Below are 20,142 nucleotides of genomic sequence, written 5' to 3' on the forward strand. Positions count from 1 at the left end.
TTTCGCGGCCTCAGAACATGTTGAGGTTGAAGCGGCGGCGCACCAGATCGCGCAATTGCTTCACCTGCTGGAAGGAGTCGCGCAACAGGTCGCGGTCCATGCTGGTCAGCGCGCCCGGGCGGTAAAGGTTGGACGAGTCGGAGGCCGCGAGTTGCGCGTCGAGCCGCAGGGTCAGCAGGTAATCCAGCGCCTGCGCCAGGCCGCGGGCGAAATCCTCCTTGAGCAGACCTTTTTCGGCGAGCTTGCCGAGCCGCTCGAACGTGTTGGTTTCCTCCAAGCCCTGTTCGATGGCCAGCGCCCGCACGCCGTGGACGATGGGGAAAATGCCGCCCTTCTTGACGTCGAGTCCTTCCGCCCCCGCCAGCTTCAGATTGTTGAACAGGCCGATCGGCGGCTCGAAGGCGAGCACCGCCGCCGCGAAACGGGCGAGAAAGACGCGCTCGCGACGCGCCTTTTGCAGCAGCGCCCATTTGGTGTCCTGGAGCAGAGTCGCATCGCCGGCGACCGCCGCCGCGTCGAAGAAAATCGCGACATTCATCGCCGATTCATTGTCCGGCGTCGTGATCCAGCGATTGAAATCAGAGACATATTCATCGACGGTGCGCACCCAAAAGGGATTGCTGACCATCACATTGCCCGGACAGGGCGGAAAGCCGAACTTTTCCAGCGCGGCGGAAAATTTGGTGCGGAACGAGTCGAGCAAGCTGCTGTCGACGGGTTCCGCGAGAATCAGGCCATTGTCCTGGTCGGTGCGCACCGTCTGTTCGCCGCGCCCCTCGCTGCCCATTACGATCAGGCAGACTTTTTGTGCGATCTCCGGGGGGCAGGTGAGCTCGAACAGTTTCGCGAACAGGCGGCGGTTGAGGTCGGAGACGATCTCCGCCACCACCTGGAACTTGACCCCCTGGCGGCGCAGCGGCTTGATCTGCTCGGCGATCTGGCGCGCGGCGGCGGCGAGTTCGTCGATCGTCCCGGCGCGGTCGATGCGGTTGGAGACAAGCTGGGAATTGCCGGCGAAATGGCCGAGCAGGTCGATGTCCTCGACAATGCCGAGATAGGATTCATCCTGCATCACCACGACGCGGCGCTTGTTGTGCTTGGTCATCAGCAGCAGCACATGGGCGACGAAATCGTCGGGCGCGACCGTGACCAGATCGAAGCGGGCGATGTTCTTCACCGGCTCGTCCGTGGACATGTCCTTGAGGATCACCGCCTTGGCGAGATTCATTCCGGTGACGATGCCCCGGCGGTCGCCGTCGCGCACCAGCAGCGCGTTGCAGTCGATCGACTGCATCATCCGGCCCGCCGCCCTGATGCTTTCGCTCCCGTCGATGGGCACGGCCGGACACATCGGCAGATCGCGGACGCGCGCATGCATCATGGAATTGAACTGGTTCGATTCGCTCTCGCCGGCGAGCGCGTCGAGTTTGCGCGTAATGTCGAGATAGAAGAAGGCGCCGAAGCGCGGATTGGCGTTGATGAGGCGAAACATCTCGCCGCGCGGCGCGATGGCGCACAAAGTTTCCTCGGCGGCGATGAAGGTGCTGACGCTCGCCCCCTGCACGACGGCGCGCGCGTCGAAAAAGTCGCGGGGCCCGAGCATGCCGAGCAATTCGTTCTGCTGGCGCTCCTCCACGCAGCCCTTGACCACGAGATAGAGCCCCTCGGGCGAGGCGCCTTCGGACAGAATGGTTTCGCCGGGCCGGTAATAATGGATGTCGAGCGACGATTTCATTTCCTCGGCTTCGTCCGGCGTCAGCCGATCGAACGGGGCCGCCGACGTGTCGAGAAGCACGCTCATGGCAAGTCTCTGAGAGGAAGCTCCCTCTCGCCGCGGCCGACGAAGAGGTTACGCCGAGGACGGGCGCCCCCGGGAAAAAAAAGCCTCTCCCCGCGAGCGGGGAGAGGCGGTTTTGGTGTCAGTGGGCGGAGGCGCCGGCGGCGCCGATGCCGGTCTGCGAACGCACATATTGCGCGTCGAAACCTTCGCGGTCGCGCTGGGCGCGCTTGCTGCGATCCAGCTTGGACACGATATAGATGCCCAGGAAGGCGATCGACATCGAGAACAGCGCCGGGTTCGAGATCTGGAACAGCGCCGAGCCCTTCGGATTGCCGAGCGTGGCTTCCCACACCGCCGGCGAGAAGATCACGCCGACCAGCGCCGACATCAGGCCCATGAAGCCGCCATAGACCGCGCCGCGCGTGGTCATGCCGCGCCACATCATCGACATCAGCAGCACCGGGAAGTTGCACGAGGCCGCGATCGAGAAGGCGAGGCCGACCATGAAGGCGACGTTCTGCTTCTCGAACAGGATGCCGAGCACAACGGCGATGACGCCGAGGATCAGGGTGGCGATCTTCGAGACGCGGATTTCGTCCTGCTCGTTGGCCTGGCCGCGTTTCATCACGGTGGCGTAGAGGTCGTGCGAAATCGCCGAGGCGCCCGCCAGCGTCAGGCCGGACACGACCGCGAGGATCGTGGCGAAGGCCACCGCCGAGATGAAGCCCAGGAAGACGTTGCCGCCAACAGCGCCGGCGAGGTCGATCGCCGCCATATTGTTGCCGCCCCGGATCGCTTCGATGCCGTTCTTGCCCGCCGCGACCAGGGCCGGATTGAGGAAGTCCGGATTGGTCGAAACCAGCACGATCGCGCCGAAGCCGATGATGAAGGTCAGGATGTAGAAGTAGCCGATGAAGCCGGTGGCGTAGAACACCGACTTGCGCGCCGCCTTGGCGTCAGCCACGGTGAAGAAGCGCATCAGGATATGCGGCAGGCCGGCGGTGCCGAACATCAGCGCCAGGCCCAGCGAAATCGCCGAGAGCGGACTGTTGATCAGCGAGCCCGGCTGCATGATCGCCAGATGCTTGGGATGCACGTCGACCGCCTTGGCGAACAAGGCTTCCGGCGAGAAGCCGAACTGCCACAGCACCATGAAGGCCATGAAGGTCGCGCCGGCGAGCAGCAGGCAGGCCTTGATGATCTGCACCCAGGTGGTCGCCACCATGCCGCCGAAGGTCACATAGACGATCATCAGCACGCCGACGCAGATCACGGCATAAGCGTAATCGAGACCGAACAGCAGTTTGATCAGCGATCCCGCGCCGACCATCTGCGCGATCAGGTAGAAGGCGACCGTCACCAGCGTGCCGCAGGCCGCCATGACGCGGATCGGCGCCTGCTTGAAGCGGAACGAGGCGACGTCGGCGAAGGTGAACTTGCCGAGGTTGCGCAGCGGCTCCGCGATCAGGAAGGTGACGATCGGCCAGCCGACCAGCCAGCCCACCGAATAGATCAGGCCGTCGAACCCGGAGGTGTAGACGAGGCCGGAAATGCCGAGGAACGAGGCCGCCGACATATAGTCGCCGGCGATGGCGAGGCCATTCTGGAAGCCGGTGATGCCGCCGCCGGCGGTGTAGAACTGCGCAGCGGAACGGGTGCGCTTGGCCGCCCAATAGGTGATGCCGAGCGTGAACACCACGAACACCGCGAACATGGCGATGGCGGTCCAGTTGGTCGCCTGCTTCTGCGCGCCGCCGGCGATCGCGTCGGCGAAGGCGGGCGAGGCCAGGGCTGCGAGCGCAGCGCCGGAAACGAGAGTCTTGATGCGGGTCATCAACGGCTCTCCTCGACGATCTGGCGGGTGAGTTCGTCGTAGCGCTTGTTGGCCTTGACGACATAGATGCCGGTGAGGACGAAGGCCGAGATGATGACGAGCAGGCCGATCACGATCCCGACCGTGGCGACCGCGCCCGAATAGAGCGGCGTGCCAAGGAAATTGCCCAAATCCTTGTTGAAAGCGACCAGCAGGATGAAGCCGAAATAGATCAACAGCATGATCACCGACAGGGTCCAGCCCAGCGACTTGCGCGCGGCCACCAACTGCTTGAATTTCGGGTTTCGTTCTATGTCTAATGCACTCGCGGCCATGAAGGCTCCTCCCTGTATTCCAAAACCTCCTCGGGTGAACCTTTTTGACGATTGCGCGCAGGCGCAACGCCCGCGGTTCTTACCCGAGAAAGTCTCACCCCTGTCTAACCTACTGTTCGGCGTGGCGTGAGTTAGCACTTCGTTGAACAAGATGCAGATCAATGAATATACCCGCCGCGATTGAGCCGCGGCGGGTGACAGATTTCTTAAGGGATCAGAGAATTTCCTTCCGCCCGAGCGGGCGAAGCTCCGCTATTCCGGGACGACGCGCACCGCGCCTTTGGCGGCGCTTGTGGTCATCGCCGCATAGGCGCGCAACGCCGCCGACACTTTGCGGTCGCGGCCGACCGGCTTCCAGGCGTCCTTGCCCTTGGCTTCCATGGTTGCCCTGCGGCGCGCCAGAACATCCTCGGCGACGTCGAGTTTCAGCACGCGATTGGGAATGTCGATCACGATGGAATCACCTGAAACCACGAGACCGATCAGACCGCCCTCCTGCGCCTCCGGCGAAACATGGCCGATCGACAGGCCCGAGGTGCCGCCGGAGAAACGGCCGTCGGTGATCAGCGCGCAGGCTTTGCCCAGCCCCATGCTTTTCAGATAGCTGGTGGGATAGAGCATTTCCTGCATGCCCGGTCCGCCGCGCGGACCTTCGTAGCGGATGATCACCACATCGCCCGCCTTGACGGCGCCGGACAAAATCCCCTTCACGGCGTCGTCCTGGCTCTCGTAAACCACAGCCGGTCCGGTGAATTTCAGCACGCTCTCGTCGACGCCCGCCGTCTTCACGATGGCGCCGTCCTCGGCGAGATTGCCGAACAGCACGGCAAGGCCGCCGTCTCTGGAAAACGCATGTTCGGCGGAGCGGATCACGCCCTTTTCGCGGTCGGAATCCACCGCGTCATAACGCGCGCTCTGCGAAAACGCCTCCTGGGTCGGCACGCCGCCCGGCGCCGCGCGATAGAACGTGTCGAGGCCGGGGCAGTCCGAGCGCTTGAGGTCCCATTTCTCCAGGCCGGCGGCGAGGCTGTCGGCGTGGACGGAATGGACGTCGCGGTTCAACAGGCCGGCCCGGTCGAGTTCGCCCAGAATGCCATGGATGCCGCCGGCGCGATGCACGTCCTCCATATGGACGTTGGGCACGGAGGGGGCGACCTTGCACAGAACGGGGACGCGGCGCGACAGCCGGTCGATGTCGGACATTTTGAAATCGACGCCGGCCTCATAGGCGGCGGCGAGCAGATGCAGCACGGTATTGGTCGAGCCGCCCATGGCGATGTCGAGCGTCATGGCGTTTTCAAACGCCTTGAACGTGGCGATGCTCCGCGGCAGCACCTTTTCGTCGTCCTGCTCGTAATAGCGCTTGCACAGCGCGACGATCTTCCGCCCGGCCTCCAGAAACAGCTCCTTGCGGTCGGCATGGGTGGCGAGCGCCGTGCCATTGCCGGGCAGCGACAGGCCCAGGGCCTCCGTCAGGCAGTTCATGCTGTTGGCCGTGAACATGCCGGAGCAGGAGCCGCAGGTCGGACAGGCCGAGCGCTCCATGGAGGCGACATCCTCATCCGAATTCTTCGGATCGGCGGCGGCGATCATGGCGTCAATCAAGTCGACCTTTTTCGCGCCGGTGGACAACAAAACCTTGCCGGCCTCCATCGGGCCGCCGGAGACGAAAATGGCGGGAATGTTGAGGCGCAGCGCCGCCATCAGCATGCCGGGGGTGATCTTGTCGCAATTGGAGATGCACACCAGCGCGTCGGCGCAATGGGCGTTGGCCATATATTCGACGCTGTCGGCGATCACCTCGCGCGAGGGCAGGCTGTAGAGCATGCCGGAATGACCCATGGCGATGCCGTCGTCGACCGCGATGGTGTTGAATTCCTTGGCGACGCCGCCCGCCGCCTCGATCTCGCGCGCGACCATCTGGCCCAAATCCTTGAGATGGACATGGCCGGGCACGAATTGGGTGAAGGAATTCACCACGGCGATGATCGGCTTGCCGAAATCACCTTCCTTCATGCCGGTGGCGCGCCAAAGGCCGCGCGCGCCGGCCATGTTGCGTCCATGGGTGGAGGTGCGGGAGCGATACGGAGGCATGGATGACCCTGGTCTTTTGAATTTGCCGGTGTCCTACATCTTTGCGCCGCTCGCGTCCATGCGCGAGTTAAGGAAGTCTTAAACTCGCAATTGACCCTGAGCGCGACAGTGCAACAATGGCCGGGCGCGAGGAATGACTGGGCTTAACCAAGGTTCCGGCATGTTTTGCCGCACCGTCGCCGCGCCCATGTCCGCCTTGCGCAGGCGTTTGTTTTTGTCTCGTTTTCAGGAGCTTGTCATGATCAGCAAGGCTTCCGTTCTCGCCGCGCTCGGCGGGTTGTCCGTCTTGGCGGCGACCGGCGTTGCGGCCCAGGCGCAATGTGTCAACTGCAGTTATTCGACCTACTACCAGCCCTATACCGTGCGCAATTGCGAACAACTGGTGCCGCACACGGTGCTCCAGCCTGTCGTCACCAACCAGGTCGTGCCCGTCGTCAGCTATCAGACGGTCCAGCGCACGCAATATGTGCCGCAAACCGTTTATACGCGCCAGATCACCTCCGAACCGGTCAGCTCTGCGGGGTATGGCGGCTACGGCGGCGGTTACGCCAATTATGGCGGCGGTTATGCCGGCTACGGCGGCGGATACGGCTATGGCGGCGGCGTGATCGCCGCGGGTCTCGGCTATGCCGCCGGCTATGGCGCGGGCCGCTACGGCTACGGCGCGTGGGGCCGCTACGGCGGATATGGCCGCTACGGCGCTTGGGGTGGCGGCCGCGGCGCTTGGGGCGCCGGCCGCGGCGCTTGGGGTGGCCGCGGCGCTTGGGGCCACGGCGGCTACGGCCGTCACGTCGGCTTCGGCGGCGGCGGTTTTGCGCATGCGCGGCCCTATGGCGGCGGGTTCCACGGGCGGTGACCTAAGGCGGTGACGGTCCGCGAGGTTGGCTTTTCGCGCCGCCACGACTAAGTGATGGGCCACGCATCACTTATTGGCTTAGGGAAAAATCTTGAATCTCGTTTCGCCTGTTCCGCAGGACAATTTCTCCGCCGCGCTGCGCTCCGGCGTCAGCGCGGCCGTCGACTGGCTGATCGCCCGGCAGAAGCCGGACGGCCATTGGGTTGGCCGCGCGGAATCCAACAGTTGCATGGAGGCGCAATGGCGCCTCGCCCTCTGGTTCGTCGGCCTCGACGACCATCCGCTTTGCGCCCGCCTCGCGCAATCGCTGCTCGACACGCAGCGCGCCGACGGCGCCTGGGAAATCTATTACGGCGCGCCGAATGGCGACATCAACACCACCGTGGAAGCTTACGCCGCCCTGCGCTGCTCCGGATTTTCGGCGGACCACCCCGCGCTGCAAAAGGCGCAAGCCTGGATCGAGGCCAAGGGCGGATTAAAAAACATTCGCGTGTTCACTCGCTACTGGCTCGCCCTGATCGGCGAATGGCCGTGGGAGAAGACGCCGAACCTGCCGCCGGAAGTGATCTGGCTGCCGCTGTGGTTCCCCTTCAACATCTATCATTTCGCCCAATGGGCGCGGGCGACGCTGATGCCGATCGCCGTGCTGTCCGCCCGCCGTCCCTCCCGCCCGCTGCCGCCGGAAAATCGGCTGGACGCGCTGTTTCCCGAGGGTCGCGACGCCTTCGACTATGAGCTGCCGGCCAAGCCCAATCCCGATTTCTGGGACCGCTTCTTTCGCAAGACCGACGAAATCCTGCACAAGGCGCAGAACGGCTGGCTGGGCCGCGCGGGCTTTCGCAACGGCGCCATCCGCCATGTGCTCGAATGGATCATCAAGCATCAGGACGCCGACGGCGCCTGGGGCGGCATCCAGCCGCCGTGGATCTACAGCCTGATGGCGCTGCACGCCGAAGGCTATGCCTTGACCCATCCGGTGCTCGCCAAGGGTTTTGAGGCGCTGAACGATCCGGGCTGGCGGGTCGATGTCGGCGACGCCACTTTCATTCAGGCGACCAACAGCCCGGTCTGGGACACCATGCTGACCTTGCTGGCGTTTGACGACGCCGAGGCCCTGGACAATGAGGCGACGGAAAAGGCCGTGGATTGGCTGTTGCGCCGGCAGGTGCGGGTTCCCGGTGACTGGTCGATCAAACTGCCGGGGGTCAAACCGGGCGGCTGGGCCTTTGAATACGCCAACAATTTCTATCCCGACACCGACGACACCGCCGTCGCGCTGATCGCGCTCGCCCCGTTCCGCAGCGATGAAAAATGGCGGGCGCGCGGCATTGAGGAAGCGATTCAGCTTGGCGTCGACTGGCTGATCGCGATGCAGAGCAAGAATGGCGGCTGGGGCGCCTTCGACAAGGACAATACCAAGAAAATCCTCACCAAAATCCCGTTCTGCGATTTTGGCGAGGCGCTCGACCCGCCCTCCGTCGACGTCACCGCCCACATCATCGAGGCCTTTGGCAAGCTGGGGCTGTCGCGCGAACATCCCGCCATGGTCCGGGCCTTGCGCTACATCCGCGACCAGCAGGAGCCCGACGGCTCCTGGTTCGGCCGCTGGGGCGTGAATTATCTTTACGGCACCGGCGCGGTGCTGCCGGCGCTGGCGGCGATCGGCGAGGACATGCGCCAGGATTATGTCTGCCGCGCCTGCGAATGGATCGCATCACGCCAGCAGGCCAATGGCGGCTGGGGCGAAAGCTGCGCCTCCTACATGCAGGCCGAGGCCGCCGGACGCGGCGACGCCACGGCCTCGCAGACCGCCTGGGCGCTGATGGCGCTGATCGCGGCCAACAGGCCGAAAGACCGCGACGCCATCGAGCGCGGCTGCCATTTCCTGCTGGAAAACCAGCGCGAGGGAAGCTGGCCGGAGCCGCACTATACCGGGACGGGTTTTCCCGGCTACGGCGTCGGCCAGACCATCCGGCTGAACGACCCGCTGCTGGCGGAGCGGCTGAAGCAGGGCCCGGAGCTGTCGCGCGCCTTCATGCTGCGCTACGGGCTCTACAGCCATTATTTCCCGCTGATGGCGCTGGCGCGCGCGATCAAGCGGGATTGAGGAACGACGACGACATGGCCGGCGTTACCGCGAGAACCGGAGAACGCCGCCATGATCATCGGACAATTCGCCACCCGCCGCGACGCCGAACTCGCCGTGGAACACCTCGTCCAGGAACACGGCCTGGAGCGCACCGACATTTTTGTCGAGGCGCAGGGCAGAGAGAACAGCGCCGGGACCCGGCCCGCCGGCGCGGACCTGGAAAGCGGACATTACGGCGCCGAAGGGCTGACGGCGGATAAGACTCCGGAACTGAACGGGGCCGTGGACGTCTCCGTCGAATGCGACGAGTCCAAAACCCACGCCGTTGAAGACGCCCTGCGCGCCGCCGGCGCCGAAACGGTGCGTTTGCAATAGAGTCGTCAACAGAGTCGCCCGCCTCTTGCGCGGCGCGGGGCGTGGGGCCAGATTAGGCGGCGCTGAGGCTCGACTCAACCGGAACCGCCGCCATGACGCAAGTCAACACCCGCGCCAACACGCCGGCCGCCCCGCGCGTCTACCCGCTCGCCCCCCTGCCGGCCAGCGCGCTCGACGGCGTGCGCCGCCGCCGCATCCTGGCGCTTGGCCTCGACCTGGTCCTGGTCAGCTTCCTCGCGGTGGGGATCTGGCTGCTGCTCGGCCTGGCCTCGTTCGGCGTGCTGTGGTTCATCCTGCCGCCGATTTTCCCCTTCGTCGCCTTCTTCTACAACGGCCTGACCATTTCCGGCTGGCGCATGGCGACGCCGGGCATGAAGGCCATGGACCTGGAAATGCGGCTGGTGAACGGCGACCGGGTTCCCTTCCTCTATGCGGCGGTCCATGCCGTGCTGTTCTATCTCAGCCTCGGCTTCCCCATCCTGTTCCTGTTCTCGCTGCTCGCTTCCGACAAGCGCTGCCTGCACGACATGCTGGCCGGCGTCATCGTGCTGCGGCGCGTCTAGCGGAGGGCGCCCTTGACGAGCGAGCCGCGCGACCCCCCGCAATTCTATCTCACCTCGCCGGCGCCCTGCCCCTATCTTCCGGGGCGCGAGGAGCGCAAGGTTTTCACCCATTTGGTCGGCCGCCGCGCCGCCGTCCTCAACGACGCGCTCACCCATTCCGGCTTCCGCCGCTCTCAGACCATCGCCTATCGCCCGGCCTGCGAGAACTGCAAGGCCTGCGTCTCCGTGCGCATCCTCTGCGACGAATTCGCGCCCAACCGCACCCAGAAAAAACTTCTGGCGCGCAATGCCGATATTTTCAGCGATCTCGGTCCGGCGCGCGCGGATGTCGAGCAATTCCGCCTGTTCCGCACCTATCTGGACTCCCGCCATTCCGACGGCGGCATGGCCGACATGGCCATGCTCGACTATGGCATGATGATCGAGGACAGCCATGTCGAGAGCCGGATCGCGCTCTACCGCCTGCCACCGGAAGACAATGCCCCGGGGCGCCTCGCCGCCTGCTGCCTCACCGACGTGCTCGAGGACGGCCTGTCCATGGTCTATTCGTTCTACGACCCGGACCTGCCGCGCCGGTCGCTCGGCGCCTACATGATCCTCGACCACATCGAAAAGGCGCGCGCGCTCGGCCTGCCCCACCTCTATTTGGGCTATTGGGTCGAGGGCTCGCGAAAAATGGATTACAAGGCCCAATATCTTCCGCAGGAGCGATTGGGGCCGGCGGGGTGGACCCGGGTGGGGTGAGAGTCCCACGGACGTCATGCCCGAGCTTGTCCTTCGGCTTTGTGCCGGGCATCCACGCCCGGCCGCGAGAGAAAATCTGAAAGAACTCGCACGGCGACGCCGCGTGGATGGCCGGGACGACGCCCGGCCATGACGACATGAAGTTGCAAGCCTGACGGAAAACACCAGTACTTGTATAGGGAAAGCGCTGGATCGCTCGCCGCGCTGTTCGGCGCCGCCGTGAGTTCATGCGATCAGGTGCGCGACAGACCATTATTGGCTGGGATTTTCAATCGCCAGCCGCCGGTTGATCTCGTCCGTCAGCACGCCAAAACCTTGCGCATTCAGCTTCAGCCCGTTGCGCCCCCAAATGTCCGGCGTCGTGCGGTCGTCGCCGCCGAGCAGGCGCGCCACATCGATCAGCTCAATGCCCGGTCCCCAATCGAGGGACCGCAGCGCCGCATTGGTTTTTTGCGTGAACTCGCGAATGCGCTCGTTCCAGAAGGGGCGGCGCAACAATTCGGGCTGGAACGGCGGCGTGACCGTCAGCACCATCACCCGGCCGCCATGGTCGCGCGCCAGCCGCGCGAGGCGAAACAGCCGGTCGGCGGTCTTTTCGGCCAGCGCGTCCATGCGCTCGGGGGGCGCGAAGGAGGCGCCAACCGCGTCATAGACGCCGGAGGTCAGCACCACCACATCGCCGGGGCGCAGAAAATCGAAGCGGTCGAAGCGGCTGACGAGTTGCGCCGTGGTCTCGCCGTGCATGCCGCAATCGACGGCTTCGTAGCGGGCGTCAAGCGTGTGGCGCGGCCACTCTTCCGCCGCGGCGTCGCCGACGAGATAGAGGCGCGGCCTTTGCGCCTCGCTGGCCGGCTCCGCGCCGAAACATTTGATCACCGAGGGATCGAAACCGTCGAGATAGGCGAGTTTGCGCGCGACCCAGGCGTCGCGGCCGACGACGAACAGGCCGCCCAGCGCGGCGGCGCAAACGCCCAAGAGGACGAGACGCCAGCGCATCAGGCCGCTCGCCGCCCGCCATGCGCCGCGAACACCTGATCATAAATCTTCAGGAGATCGGCGACATGGGCGTCCAGCGTCGGCGGATCGCGCCAGAACGCCTCATAGGCCCCGCGCGACAGACGCGCCGCCAACTCCGGGTCGGCCATGCGGCGCAAGGCGGCGGCAAGCGAGTCCGCATCGCCGCTGCGGAACCAGAGCCCTGATGTCTCGGGCGCCACCCATTCGCGCGCCGCACAGCCGTCGGCGACGATCACGGGCGTTCCCATCGCCAAGGCCTCCACCGCCGTCATGCCCTGCGTCTCCGGCCAGAGCGAGGGAAACACCAGGGCGCGGGCGGCGCGCATGGCGGCGCGGGCCTCCTCGGGCGCGCGCCAGCCCAGCATCCGCGCCTCCGGATAGGCCGCAGCCAGTTGCGCCGCCGCCGGGCCGTCGCCGATGAAGACCGGCGTGACCCCGGCGCGGCGGGCGGCTTCGGCGAACAGCAGAATGCCCTTTTCGGCGGAGAGCCGACCGACGAACAGCAAATCCTGGCCTAGGGAATGGCGCGGACCGAGGTCTTCGGCTTCGATCGGGTTGCGCAGCCGGTAGAGCCGGGCGGCGGCCGGCAGATAGGGCTTGAGCAGCTCCGCCTGCAGGTCGGACAGCAGGATGAAATCGTCGAAACAGGCGTCCAGCCGCGCCACATTCCGGGTCACCCACAGCCGCGCATTGCGCCAGAGCTTGAACGGATAATTGCGCGAATCGCAGTGGCGCGCCCAGCAGGCCGCCGACAGCGGGCGCAAGGCGCAGGTCTCGCCCTTGCGGTAGTCGAAGAACCCGCCATTGGGACAGTGCAGGAAATATTCATGGACCGTGTAGAGGCGCGGCAGGCCGGAGCGCCGGATCGGCCCGGCGATGGCGCCCGACAAAGCCTTGGCCCAGCCATGCACATGCACCAAGGTTTTGTCGCGCGGCAGGCGCGCCAGCAGTTTTTCCAATTCTTCGGCCGCGCGAAAATTCCAGGTCCCCTGCGCCGCTGCGGCAAGACGGGAGCCGTGGCCGAGCAGGTCCTGCTGGCCGAGGCAGATGGTTTCGATCCCCGCCTGGGCCAGGCGCGGGTCGACGGGCCCGACCGCGGCGAAGACAATGGGCTCGCAACCCGCCTGTTTCAGGCCGAGGGCGCTGTCGAGCGCCACCTTGGCCTGGCCGCCGGTCACCGACGCATGGTCGACGACGATGACGACACGGATTTTTTCCCCGCTGATCATATTGGCTCCGCCTGTTTCGCGCCGCATAGTGGCGTGAAAAACTTTCCCAAAGCTAAGGGCGTGAGCAATGAGGAGCATCAACGCGGCGCTGACCGCCTGGGCGGGCGTGATGGGCGGCTGCGGCGTCGCCGCAGCCGCCGTCGCCGCCCATGCGGCGGGCGCGGAGCGCATGGCGAGCGTCGCCCTGATCCTGCTCGCCCACGCCGCCGCCCTGCTGGCGCTGACCTTGCGGACCGGCCGGCTGTTCGCCCTCGCCGCACTCCTGATGGCCGCCGGCGCGACCCTGTTCGGCCTGGACGTGTCGCTGTTCACGCTGGGCGGCGCGCATCTGTTCCCGATGGCGGCGCCGTCGGGGGGCGTGACCCTGATCCTGTCCTGGCTGCTGGTCGCCGCGGCCGGGATCGCGGCAAGATAGCGCAAACACCCTGGTAAGTTTTTTGTGTTTCCAATCCAGGACCTGCGCCAGTTCGGCGTCGTCCGGAGCCCCGCAGCGGCATGCGCATCTGCCACATCATCGAATCGACCAATGCGGGCAGCAGCCGGGTTGTCGTCGAGCTCGCGCGCAGCGGCGTCGCGGCGGGCGAGGACGTCACCGTCATCTATTCGCGCAACCGGGCGGAACAGGTTTTCATCGACGACCTCGTCGCCATCGACGGCCTGCATCTGGTGGAGACGCCGATGCAGCGCGAGGTCGGCCTCCACGACATTGTCGCGGGCTGGCGGCTGTTGCGCGCGCTGATCGCCCATGGCCCGTTCGACGTCATCCACGCCCATTCCTCCAAGGCCGGCGGCCTGGCGCGGCTGGCCGGCCTGTTCATGCCGGGCGCGGCCAAGGTCTATGCGCCCCACGCTTTCGTCACCCTCAGCCCCGACGCGCGCCCGATCTATGGGCTGATCGAGCGGCTCCTGTCCCATGTCACCGACGCCATCGTGGTCCTGTCCGAGCAGGAGCGCCGGCACGCGACCGAAGTCCTGCATATCGCGCCGGACCTGCTGCACCTCATTCCCAACGGCGTCAGCGCCGCGCCGCAGGGCAATCGCGCCGCGATCCGCGCCAAATTGCGCGCCGAGGACGACAGTTTCGTCATCGGCTTCGTAGGCCGGCTGGTCGAGCAGAAGAATCCGGTCCGCGCCGTCAAAGCCTTCGCGCTGGTCGCTCCGACGCATCCGCAGGCGCTGCTGGCGGTGATCGGCGGCGGCCCGCTGGAGCCGGACGTGCTTGCCGCCGCCCGCGCGGCGGGCGTCGCGGAAAGGGTGCGCATGGTCGGCTACGCGCCGGCGCGCGATTACATGCCGGCCTTCGACTGCCTGCTGTGCAGCAGCGATTACGAAAGCTCGCCGCTGATTTTTCCGGAGGCGCTGATGGCCGGGGTTCCCCTGGTGTCGACCAATGTCGGCACCGTGCCGGAGCTGCAGCGGCCGGAAGGCCCCGTCTTCGCGGTCGCCGACCTCACCCCGGAGGCGCTCGCGGATGGGCTGGACCAATTGCTGCGGCTGAGCCCCGAGCAACGCCTCGCCCTGCGCGAGGCGGCGAGGCGATTCGCGGCGCCCTATTCCGCCGAGACCATGTACGGCCGCACCTTCGAGCTCTACCGGCGGCTGCGTCCGCACGCCTGACGCAACCGCATTTCCGGCGCCGCAGCGGCATGTCCGCGCCAAGCGGCGCGGCTCGCTCTCCCATCGTAAACGTGAAAGAATTGCTAAGCTTCTGCAAGGATTTCGGCGCCGGCGCGCGTTTTTGCCGAAACCCGCACTTGAACTTCCAAAAATGCGCGCCAAACTAAGGATGAGGAGACGAACATGATCATAGCTGCAACCGCCCTCGCCCTTCTGCTGCTGGCCGCCTCTCGCCGTGCGCCGGCTCCCGTGCGGGTTCCCGTCAAGGCGCGCCGCAACCGCCGCTGAGCGCCAGGGCTTTGCGCCCGGCTGCGCCGCGCTTCGGCGCGTGACGGCTGGCGCTTAATTAACTGTTTTCCTCGGCAAGGCGCGCGTCTATCCTGCCGCGATGAAACTCATCCTCACGCTCAAGTGGTCGCTTGCGGCCGGAGCTCTGCTTCTGCTGGGCCTCGCCGCGGCGCCCTGGACCGTTTCGGAGACGGCGCAGATCAAGACGCTGGAGCGTCAGATCCGCGATCGCGCCGGACTGGCGCTCGCCGACCACGGCCGGTCTGTCTTCGCGGTGCTGCCGCGGCCCCACATCCGCATCTATGAACCGCAGCTGCGCGATTCCAACAGCGAATTCACGGTTTCCGCCAGTTCGCTGCGGGTCGATCTCGGCTTTGGCGGGCTGATGACCGGCCGGCTCGATCTCGCCCGCGCCGTTCTCGCCGACGCCGTCTTCACCTTCGACCCCGCGCGGCTGCCCGCCGCCGTGGTCGCCGCCACCACCCGCCCCGCGGATGGACTGGGCGACCTCGAGATCACCCGCGGAAAAGTGCTGCTGCGCCATGCCGGGCTGGACCAGCCGGAACTCGCCGCCGACGAGATTTCGGCGCGGCTGGAATGGAGCCGCGCCGGCGCGCCGCTGTCGCTCACCGGGCACGCGCGCGTGCCCGCCATGGGCGAGGAGCGCCAACCCGCGCGTTTCGCCGTCTGGGCGGCCCATCCGGACCGGCTGCTCAACGCGGGGACCAGCCCGGTCACGCTCCGGTTCGACGACGACGGTTTGCAAGTCGTGATGAACGGCGCGCTGACGCTCGCGGACAAGACAAGGTTCGAGGGCCAGGTCGCCGCCTCCGCGGCCTCGCTGCGCACCGCCGCGGGCTGGTTCGGCGTGCCCATGCCGCTGCCTGGGCCGTATCGCGACGCGCGGATCAAGGCCGACGCCTTGTTCGAGCCGGGCGAACTGGCGCTGACCAATCTGAGCCTGTCGGTGGACGGCAATGCGCTGGACGGCGCCGCCTCCATTCGTCTGAATGGCCCCCGGCCCTCCGCCGCCGCGACGCTCGCCAGCGCCTCGCTCGATTTCGCGCCCATGTTCGAGGACTATCCGTTTGCCGTCGCCAACGGCCAGTGGAATCGCGACACGTTCCCGCCCGCGAGACTCGGCGTCGCCGATCTCGACCTGCGGCTGTCGGCCAAACGCGCCCGGCTTGGCGACCTCCAGCTCGATGACGCCGCCCTGTCGGTGATCCTGAAGAGCGGCCGGATCGACCTATCGATCGCCCAGGCGCGCGCCTATTCCGGCCTCGCCCGCGCCCGCGCGGTGATCGCGGAGAGCGAAGCCGGGCTAGACATTCGCGGCTCGCTTGCGGCCGAAAAGCTCGACCTCGCGCCGCTGCTGTGGGATTCGGTCAAGCGCCAGGTGCTGACCGGCGCCGCCAACCTTTCCGCCAGTTTCGAAACCAGCGGCAATTCCTTCGCCGAACTCGCCGCCCATCTCGACGCGCGCGGCGATTTCTCCGTCGCCTCCGGGGATATGTTCGGCATCGACCTCGATCTCGCGTTCCGCCGGATGGAGCGCAGTCCGCTGACGGTCGGCGCCGACCTGCGTTCGGGCCGCACGCCGTTCGAGCTGATGTCCGGCAAATTCGCCATGTCGCAAGGCGTCGCCGATGTCGAGGAAGGCGCCGTGCGCGCCAACCAGGTCGCGCTGTTCTTTTCCGGGCGCGCCAATGTCGCCGACCGCTCCGTCGACCTGCACGCCAGCGCCAGCCGCGCCGGCGCCGAGGGCAAGGCGCTGCAATTCGGCTTCAACCTCGTCGGCCCCTGGGACGAGCCCGCCGTGGTCCCCGACGCCGAGGGTTTGATTCGACGGTCGAACGCCGCCGCGCCGCTGTTGCCCTCCGGCCCGCAGAACTGAGCCATGTTCATCCGCCAGCTGGAATATCTGGAGGCGCTGGCGCGGGAACGGCATTTTCGACGGGCGGCGGAGGCCTGCAATGTCTCGCAGCCCACGCTGTCCGCGGCGCTGGCGCAGCTCGAGGACGAACTCGGCGTGCCCCTGGTGGCGCGTTCCGGCCGCTTCCAGGGCCTGACCCCCGAAGGCGAAATCGTGCTGGCGCGGGCCCGCCGCGCGCTGATGGAAATCGACGCGCTGCGCGCCGAAGTCGCCGAGGCGCGCGAGGGGCTGCGGGGCAAATTGCGCTTCGGCGTCATTCCCACCGCTCTGCCCATGGCGGTGCGGGTCACCGCGCCGTTCTGCGCGTCCCATCCGGCGGTGACGCTCGAAATCCTGTCGCTGACCTCGGACGAAATCCGCCAGCGGCTGGAGGCTTTCGAGATCGACGCCGGCCTGACCTATCTCGACAATGAGCCGCTGACCGGCGTGCTCTCCAAGCCGATCTACAGCGAATCCTATTGCCTGCTGACGCGCGCCGACGGGCTTCTGGGCGGCCGCGAAAACATCGGCTGGGCGGAGGCCGCCGAGCAAAAACTTTGCCTGCTGACCGGCGACATGCAGAACCGCCGCATCATCGACGGCCTGTTCCGTCGGGTCGGCAAGACGCCCCGGCCCTGGGTCGAAACCAATTCAATCTTCAACCTCATCACCCACGCCGCTTTGCCCGGCGTCGCCAGCGTCGCGTCGCGGCAGGTGCTGGACCTGTTCGGCCCGCTGGCGGGCGTGGTCGCGCTGCCGCTGGTGGAGCCCGAGGCGCGCCAGACGGTTGGGTTGGTGGTGGCCGACCGGCAGCCGCTGCCGCCGCTGCCGCGCAAGTTTTTCGAAAGCGCGCCCTCCCGGGAGGAGATGGACGGCGCCTGAGCCTGTTGGCGACGCAAAACCTCTCCGCCGATAAGCCCTCGACGCCCGGCGGGATCCTTCAATCGTTCTCGCCAATATCCGTGAGCAAGAACCCGGCGGGCGTTCTTGTGAAGGTGAAAATCGTGTCGCCACAGAAAACAAGAAAATTGTCGTTGTTTTCCGGGTCGCGATCATAGACGGCGGCGCTGCGTTGAAGGCAGGCGCGGGCGCTCGCGGAGAAGCGGCCCTTATAGATCTTCGTCTGGAATTGCGCGGCGGTGCTGACGTCGGCGTCTCCCTGGAAAGGGAGTTTCGTCATGCCTGCGACGGCGACGGCGTCGTTCGCTTTCAGCGCGGCCGCAAATCTGCGCATGAAGCCGGTGAACTCCGCCTGGACGGCGGGCGGCGCTGTTTTGGCGGCCTGCGCCGGGGCCGGCGCGGCCTGCGCAAAGGCGATCGCCAATAGAGTCATGGACAAAGCTTTCATCCCCCGCAAACCCGCCTCCCCTGCACGTTTCATCGTCCCCTGGCCCTGCGCGGAAAGCGACCGCCTGCGCTATGGCGGGCCGCCCGCCGTCGGCAGGGTGAATTCGAACACGGCGCCATGGGGCGCATGGTCGCGAAAGCGGATTTCGCCGCCATGGGCCTCGACAATGCTCTTGCTGATCGACAGGCCGACGCCCATGCCGAACCTTTTGGTGCTGTAAAAGGCCGAAAACAGTTTTTCGCGCGCCTCCGGCTCGACGCCGGGGCCGTTGTCGGCCACGCTGACGCTGACGCGCTCCGGGTCGGGCCGCGCCAGCGTGATGCGGATTTCCGGGGCCTCGGCGAGCCGCAGGGCCTCGTCGGCGTTTTGCAGCAGATTGACCATCACCTGCTCGATCTGGATGCGGTCGACCACCACCTCGAAACCGTGCTGCGGGACGAAGACGATCTGCGCGCGCGAGCGCGATGGCGTCAGGTCGAGCGCCTCCAGGATCAGCGCCGACAAATCCTCGGTCTCCCGCATCTCCGGGCGCTTTTCGATGAAGCCGCGCAGCCGCTTGAGGATTTCGCCGGCGCGGCGCGCCTGCGCTTCGATCCGGGCGACGATGTCGACCTCGCCCGCCGCGCCCGTCCCCGCCCGGCGATGGGCGGCGGCGAAATTGAGGATGGCCGCGATCGGCTGTCCCACCTCATGGGCGAGGCTCGCCACCACTTCGCCCATATCGTTGATGCGGCTGACATGGACCAGTTCGTCGCGCAAGGCGTTGACCCGCCGCTTCTCCTCCTCGATCGGGCTGAGGTCGCGCATGAAGCCGACGAAAATGACGCCGCCATTGTCCTTGGCCTCGCTGACGGTGAGTTCGAGCGGGAACACCGACCCGTCCTTGCGGCGCCCCTCGATCACGCGCCGGCGCCCGACCACCCGGGTTTCGCGGTTGCGGGCGTAGGCGGAGAGATAGCGCCTGTGCTCGCCATGTGAGGCGCCGGGCATCAGCCCGTCGACGCTCCGGCCCATCAGCTCGGGCGGCGCATAACCGAACATTTCGCAGGCCGCCGGATTGGCCGAGATGATCTTGCCCTCGGCGTCGATGGTGACGATCGCCTCCATGGCGGAATCGAGAATGGCCTTGAGGCGGCGCTCGTTGTCCTCCAGCGCCTGACGGATGGCGACGCGGTCGGAAATATTCTCGCAAAAAATCAGCACGCCGCCGACGCCGTCGCCCGGGCGAAGCCAGGGCCGCACCTCCCAGCGCAGCCACAGCTTTTCGCCATCGGCTCGCTGGAAAAAGTCGCGATCGGATCGAATGGTCTCGCCGGCGAGCGCGGCGGCGTGATCCGCCTTCCAGGCGTCGCCGATTTCGGGAAAGACCTCATAATGCGACTTGCCGACAATATCGCGGGTGAGATGGAAATCGTCGCGCCAGCGCGCGCTCGCGGCGAGATAGCGCATGTCCCGGTCGAACATGGCCATGGCGGCCGGCGCCTGCTCGATGAAATGGCTCAATTGCTCGGCGTTGCGCCTGTCGAGCGCATCGAGTTCGCCGCGCACGCGCGACAGGCGCTCCAGAGCGCGCGCGACCAGCGCCAATATGCCGCTGTTGAGGGCGAACACCGCGAGGCTCACATAGTCGAACATGCTGGAGAGCGGCGCGGGCGGCGGGCCGAACAGCGGCGTGCAGCTGACGACCACGGCAAAGGCGAACACCGCGACCACGCCTTGCGGCTCCAGCAGCAAAGCGGCGACCAGCAGCGCCGGATCGAACAGCGCATGAACCATTGCCGCGCCCGGCTGATCGGCGAAGCCGCCGCGCGCCAGAAAGCCGACGAGGGCGAAAGCGCCGATCACGGCGAGGCGGAGCGGACGCGGCCAGTTCGAAACCGGGGGAAGCCATGCGCCCGCGGCCCGCGCCGCCGCCTTGCGCGCCAAACCGCCGTCGATCTCCGTTCCGGACATTTCGCCCTCCGGACAGGATGCGGGGCTTGCGCCAGCGCCAAAGTCTCGGGCTTGCGGAAAATACCGAGCGGCCCAACCTGACTGACGCCGTGAACGCATCCGTGTTATGTCTTTCTTAAGGCTCCG

The 20,142-nt window shown here is 66.5% G+C and carries 17 protein-coding genes; 9 read left to right on the top strand and 8 right to left on the bottom strand.

Annotated elements, in window-relative coordinates; genetic code table 11:
- Positions 1–10: 10 nt before the first annotated feature.
- The 4 genes from M2320_RS06490 to ilvD all read right to left on the bottom strand — a co-directional run bounded on the left by M2320_RS06490 (position 11) and on the right by ilvD (position 6,022).
- Positions 11–1,801, bottom strand: coding sequence for a DUF294 nucleotidyltransferase-like domain-containing protein (locus tag M2320_RS06490; RefSeq protein WP_264596579.1), 1,791 nt, complete (start codon positions 1,799–1,801; stop codon positions 11–13).
- 118 nt (positions 1,802–1,919) lie between these two features.
- The gene (locus M2320_RS06495) at positions 1,920–3,614 is read right to left on the bottom strand and encodes a cation acetate symporter (RefSeq protein ID WP_184428779.1); all 1,695 of its coding nucleotides are present in this window, start codon (positions 3,612–3,614) and stop codon (positions 1,920–1,922) included.
- Positions 3,614–3,928 (bottom strand): DUF485 domain-containing protein, encoded by a 315-nt coding sequence (locus M2320_RS06500; RefSeq protein ID WP_184428780.1) that lies wholly within the window; start codon positions 3,926–3,928, stop codon positions 3,614–3,616. The genes M2320_RS06495 and M2320_RS06500 overlap by 1 nt, the downstream gene beginning before the upstream one ends.
- Before the next feature lie 252 nt (positions 3,929–4,180).
- Positions 4,181–6,022 carry a dihydroxy-acid dehydratase gene (ilvD, locus tag M2320_RS06505; RefSeq protein ID WP_264596580.1) on the bottom strand — a complete coding sequence of 614 codons (1,842 nt, stop codon included), beginning with the start codon at positions 6,020–6,022 and terminating at the stop codon, positions 4,181–4,183.
- Positions 6,023–6,260: 238 nt separating this feature from the next.
- On the opposite strand from ilvD, the gene M2320_RS06510 reads away from it, so the two are divergent.
- From M2320_RS06510 to M2320_RS06530, 5 genes are all read left to right on the top strand, one after another.
- Positions 6,261–6,878 carry a hypothetical protein gene (locus tag M2320_RS06510; protein ID WP_264596581.1) on the top strand — a complete coding sequence of 206 codons (618 nt, stop codon included), beginning with the start codon at positions 6,261–6,263 and terminating at the stop codon, positions 6,876–6,878.
- 91 nt (positions 6,879–6,969) lie between these two features.
- Entirely contained in the window at positions 6,970–8,985 is a 2,016-nt protein-coding gene (gene shc, locus M2320_RS06515) for a squalene--hopene cyclase (RefSeq protein ID WP_425540656.1), read from the top strand.
- A gap of 51 nt (positions 8,986–9,036) precedes the next feature.
- Complete coding sequence (locus M2320_RS06520; protein WP_264596582.1) at positions 9,037–9,342, top strand: hypothetical protein; 306 nt, start codon at positions 9,037–9,039, stop codon at positions 9,340–9,342.
- 92 nt (positions 9,343–9,434) lie between these two features.
- Positions 9,435–9,905, top strand: a complete 471-nt coding sequence (locus tag M2320_RS06525; RefSeq protein WP_184428784.1) for an RDD family protein — start codon at positions 9,435–9,437, stop codon at positions 9,903–9,905.
- A gap of 12 nt (positions 9,906–9,917) precedes the next feature.
- Positions 9,918–10,649 carry an arginyltransferase gene (locus M2320_RS06530; protein ID WP_184428785.1) on the top strand — a complete coding sequence of 244 codons (732 nt, stop codon included), beginning with the start codon at positions 9,918–9,920 and terminating at the stop codon, positions 10,647–10,649.
- 252 nt (positions 10,650–10,901) lie between these two features.
- Here M2320_RS06530 and M2320_RS06535 read toward each other — a convergent pair whose 3' ends face one another.
- Both M2320_RS06535 and M2320_RS06540 read right to left on the bottom strand, forming a co-directional pair.
- Positions 10,902–11,645 (bottom strand): SGNH/GDSL hydrolase family protein, encoded by a 744-nt coding sequence (locus M2320_RS06535; protein ID WP_264596583.1) that lies wholly within the window; start codon positions 11,643–11,645, stop codon positions 10,902–10,904.
- Complete coding sequence (locus tag M2320_RS06540) at positions 11,645–12,895, bottom strand: glycosyltransferase family 4 protein (RefSeq protein WP_264596584.1); 1,251 nt, start codon at positions 12,893–12,895, stop codon at positions 11,645–11,647. The genes M2320_RS06535 and M2320_RS06540 overlap by 1 nt, the downstream gene beginning before the upstream one ends.
- Before the next feature lie 67 nt (positions 12,896–12,962).
- Between M2320_RS06540 and M2320_RS06545 the strand changes: the two genes are divergently transcribed.
- The 4 genes from M2320_RS06545 (at position 12,963) to M2320_RS06560 (ending at position 17,597) form a co-directional block, all read left to right on the top strand.
- A complete protein-coding gene (locus M2320_RS06545; protein WP_264596585.1) occupies positions 12,963–13,310 on the top strand; it encodes a DUF423 domain-containing protein in 348 nt (115 codons plus the stop codon).
- A gap of 80 nt (positions 13,311–13,390) precedes the next feature.
- Entirely contained in the window at positions 13,391–14,512 is a 1,122-nt protein-coding gene (locus M2320_RS06550) for a glycosyltransferase family 4 protein (RefSeq protein WP_264596586.1), read from the top strand.
- Positions 14,513–14,900: 388 nt separating this feature from the next.
- Entirely contained in the window at positions 14,901–16,697 is a 1,797-nt protein-coding gene (locus tag M2320_RS06555; protein ID WP_264596587.1) for an AsmA family protein, read from the top strand.
- 3 nt (positions 16,698–16,700) lie between these two features.
- Entirely contained in the window at positions 16,701–17,597 is an 897-nt protein-coding gene (locus M2320_RS06560) for a LysR family transcriptional regulator (protein WP_264596588.1), read from the top strand.
- Between the two features lie 58 nt (positions 17,598–17,655).
- Here M2320_RS06560 and M2320_RS06565 read toward each other — a convergent pair whose 3' ends face one another.
- A complete protein-coding gene (locus tag M2320_RS06565; protein WP_264596589.1) occupies positions 17,656–18,048 on the bottom strand; it encodes a hypothetical protein in 393 nt (130 codons plus the stop codon).
- Positions 18,049–18,132: 84 nt separating this feature from the next.
- Entirely contained in the window at positions 18,133–20,016 is a 1,884-nt protein-coding gene (locus M2320_RS06570) for a PAS domain S-box protein (RefSeq protein ID WP_264596590.1), read from the bottom strand.
- Positions 20,017–20,142 lie beyond the last annotated feature (126 nt).

It is taken from the genome of Rhodoblastus acidophilus (assembly GCF_025961575.1).
GTDB classification, from domain to species: Bacteria; Pseudomonadota; Alphaproteobacteria; order Rhizobiales; family Beijerinckiaceae; genus Rhodoblastus; species Rhodoblastus acidophilus_C.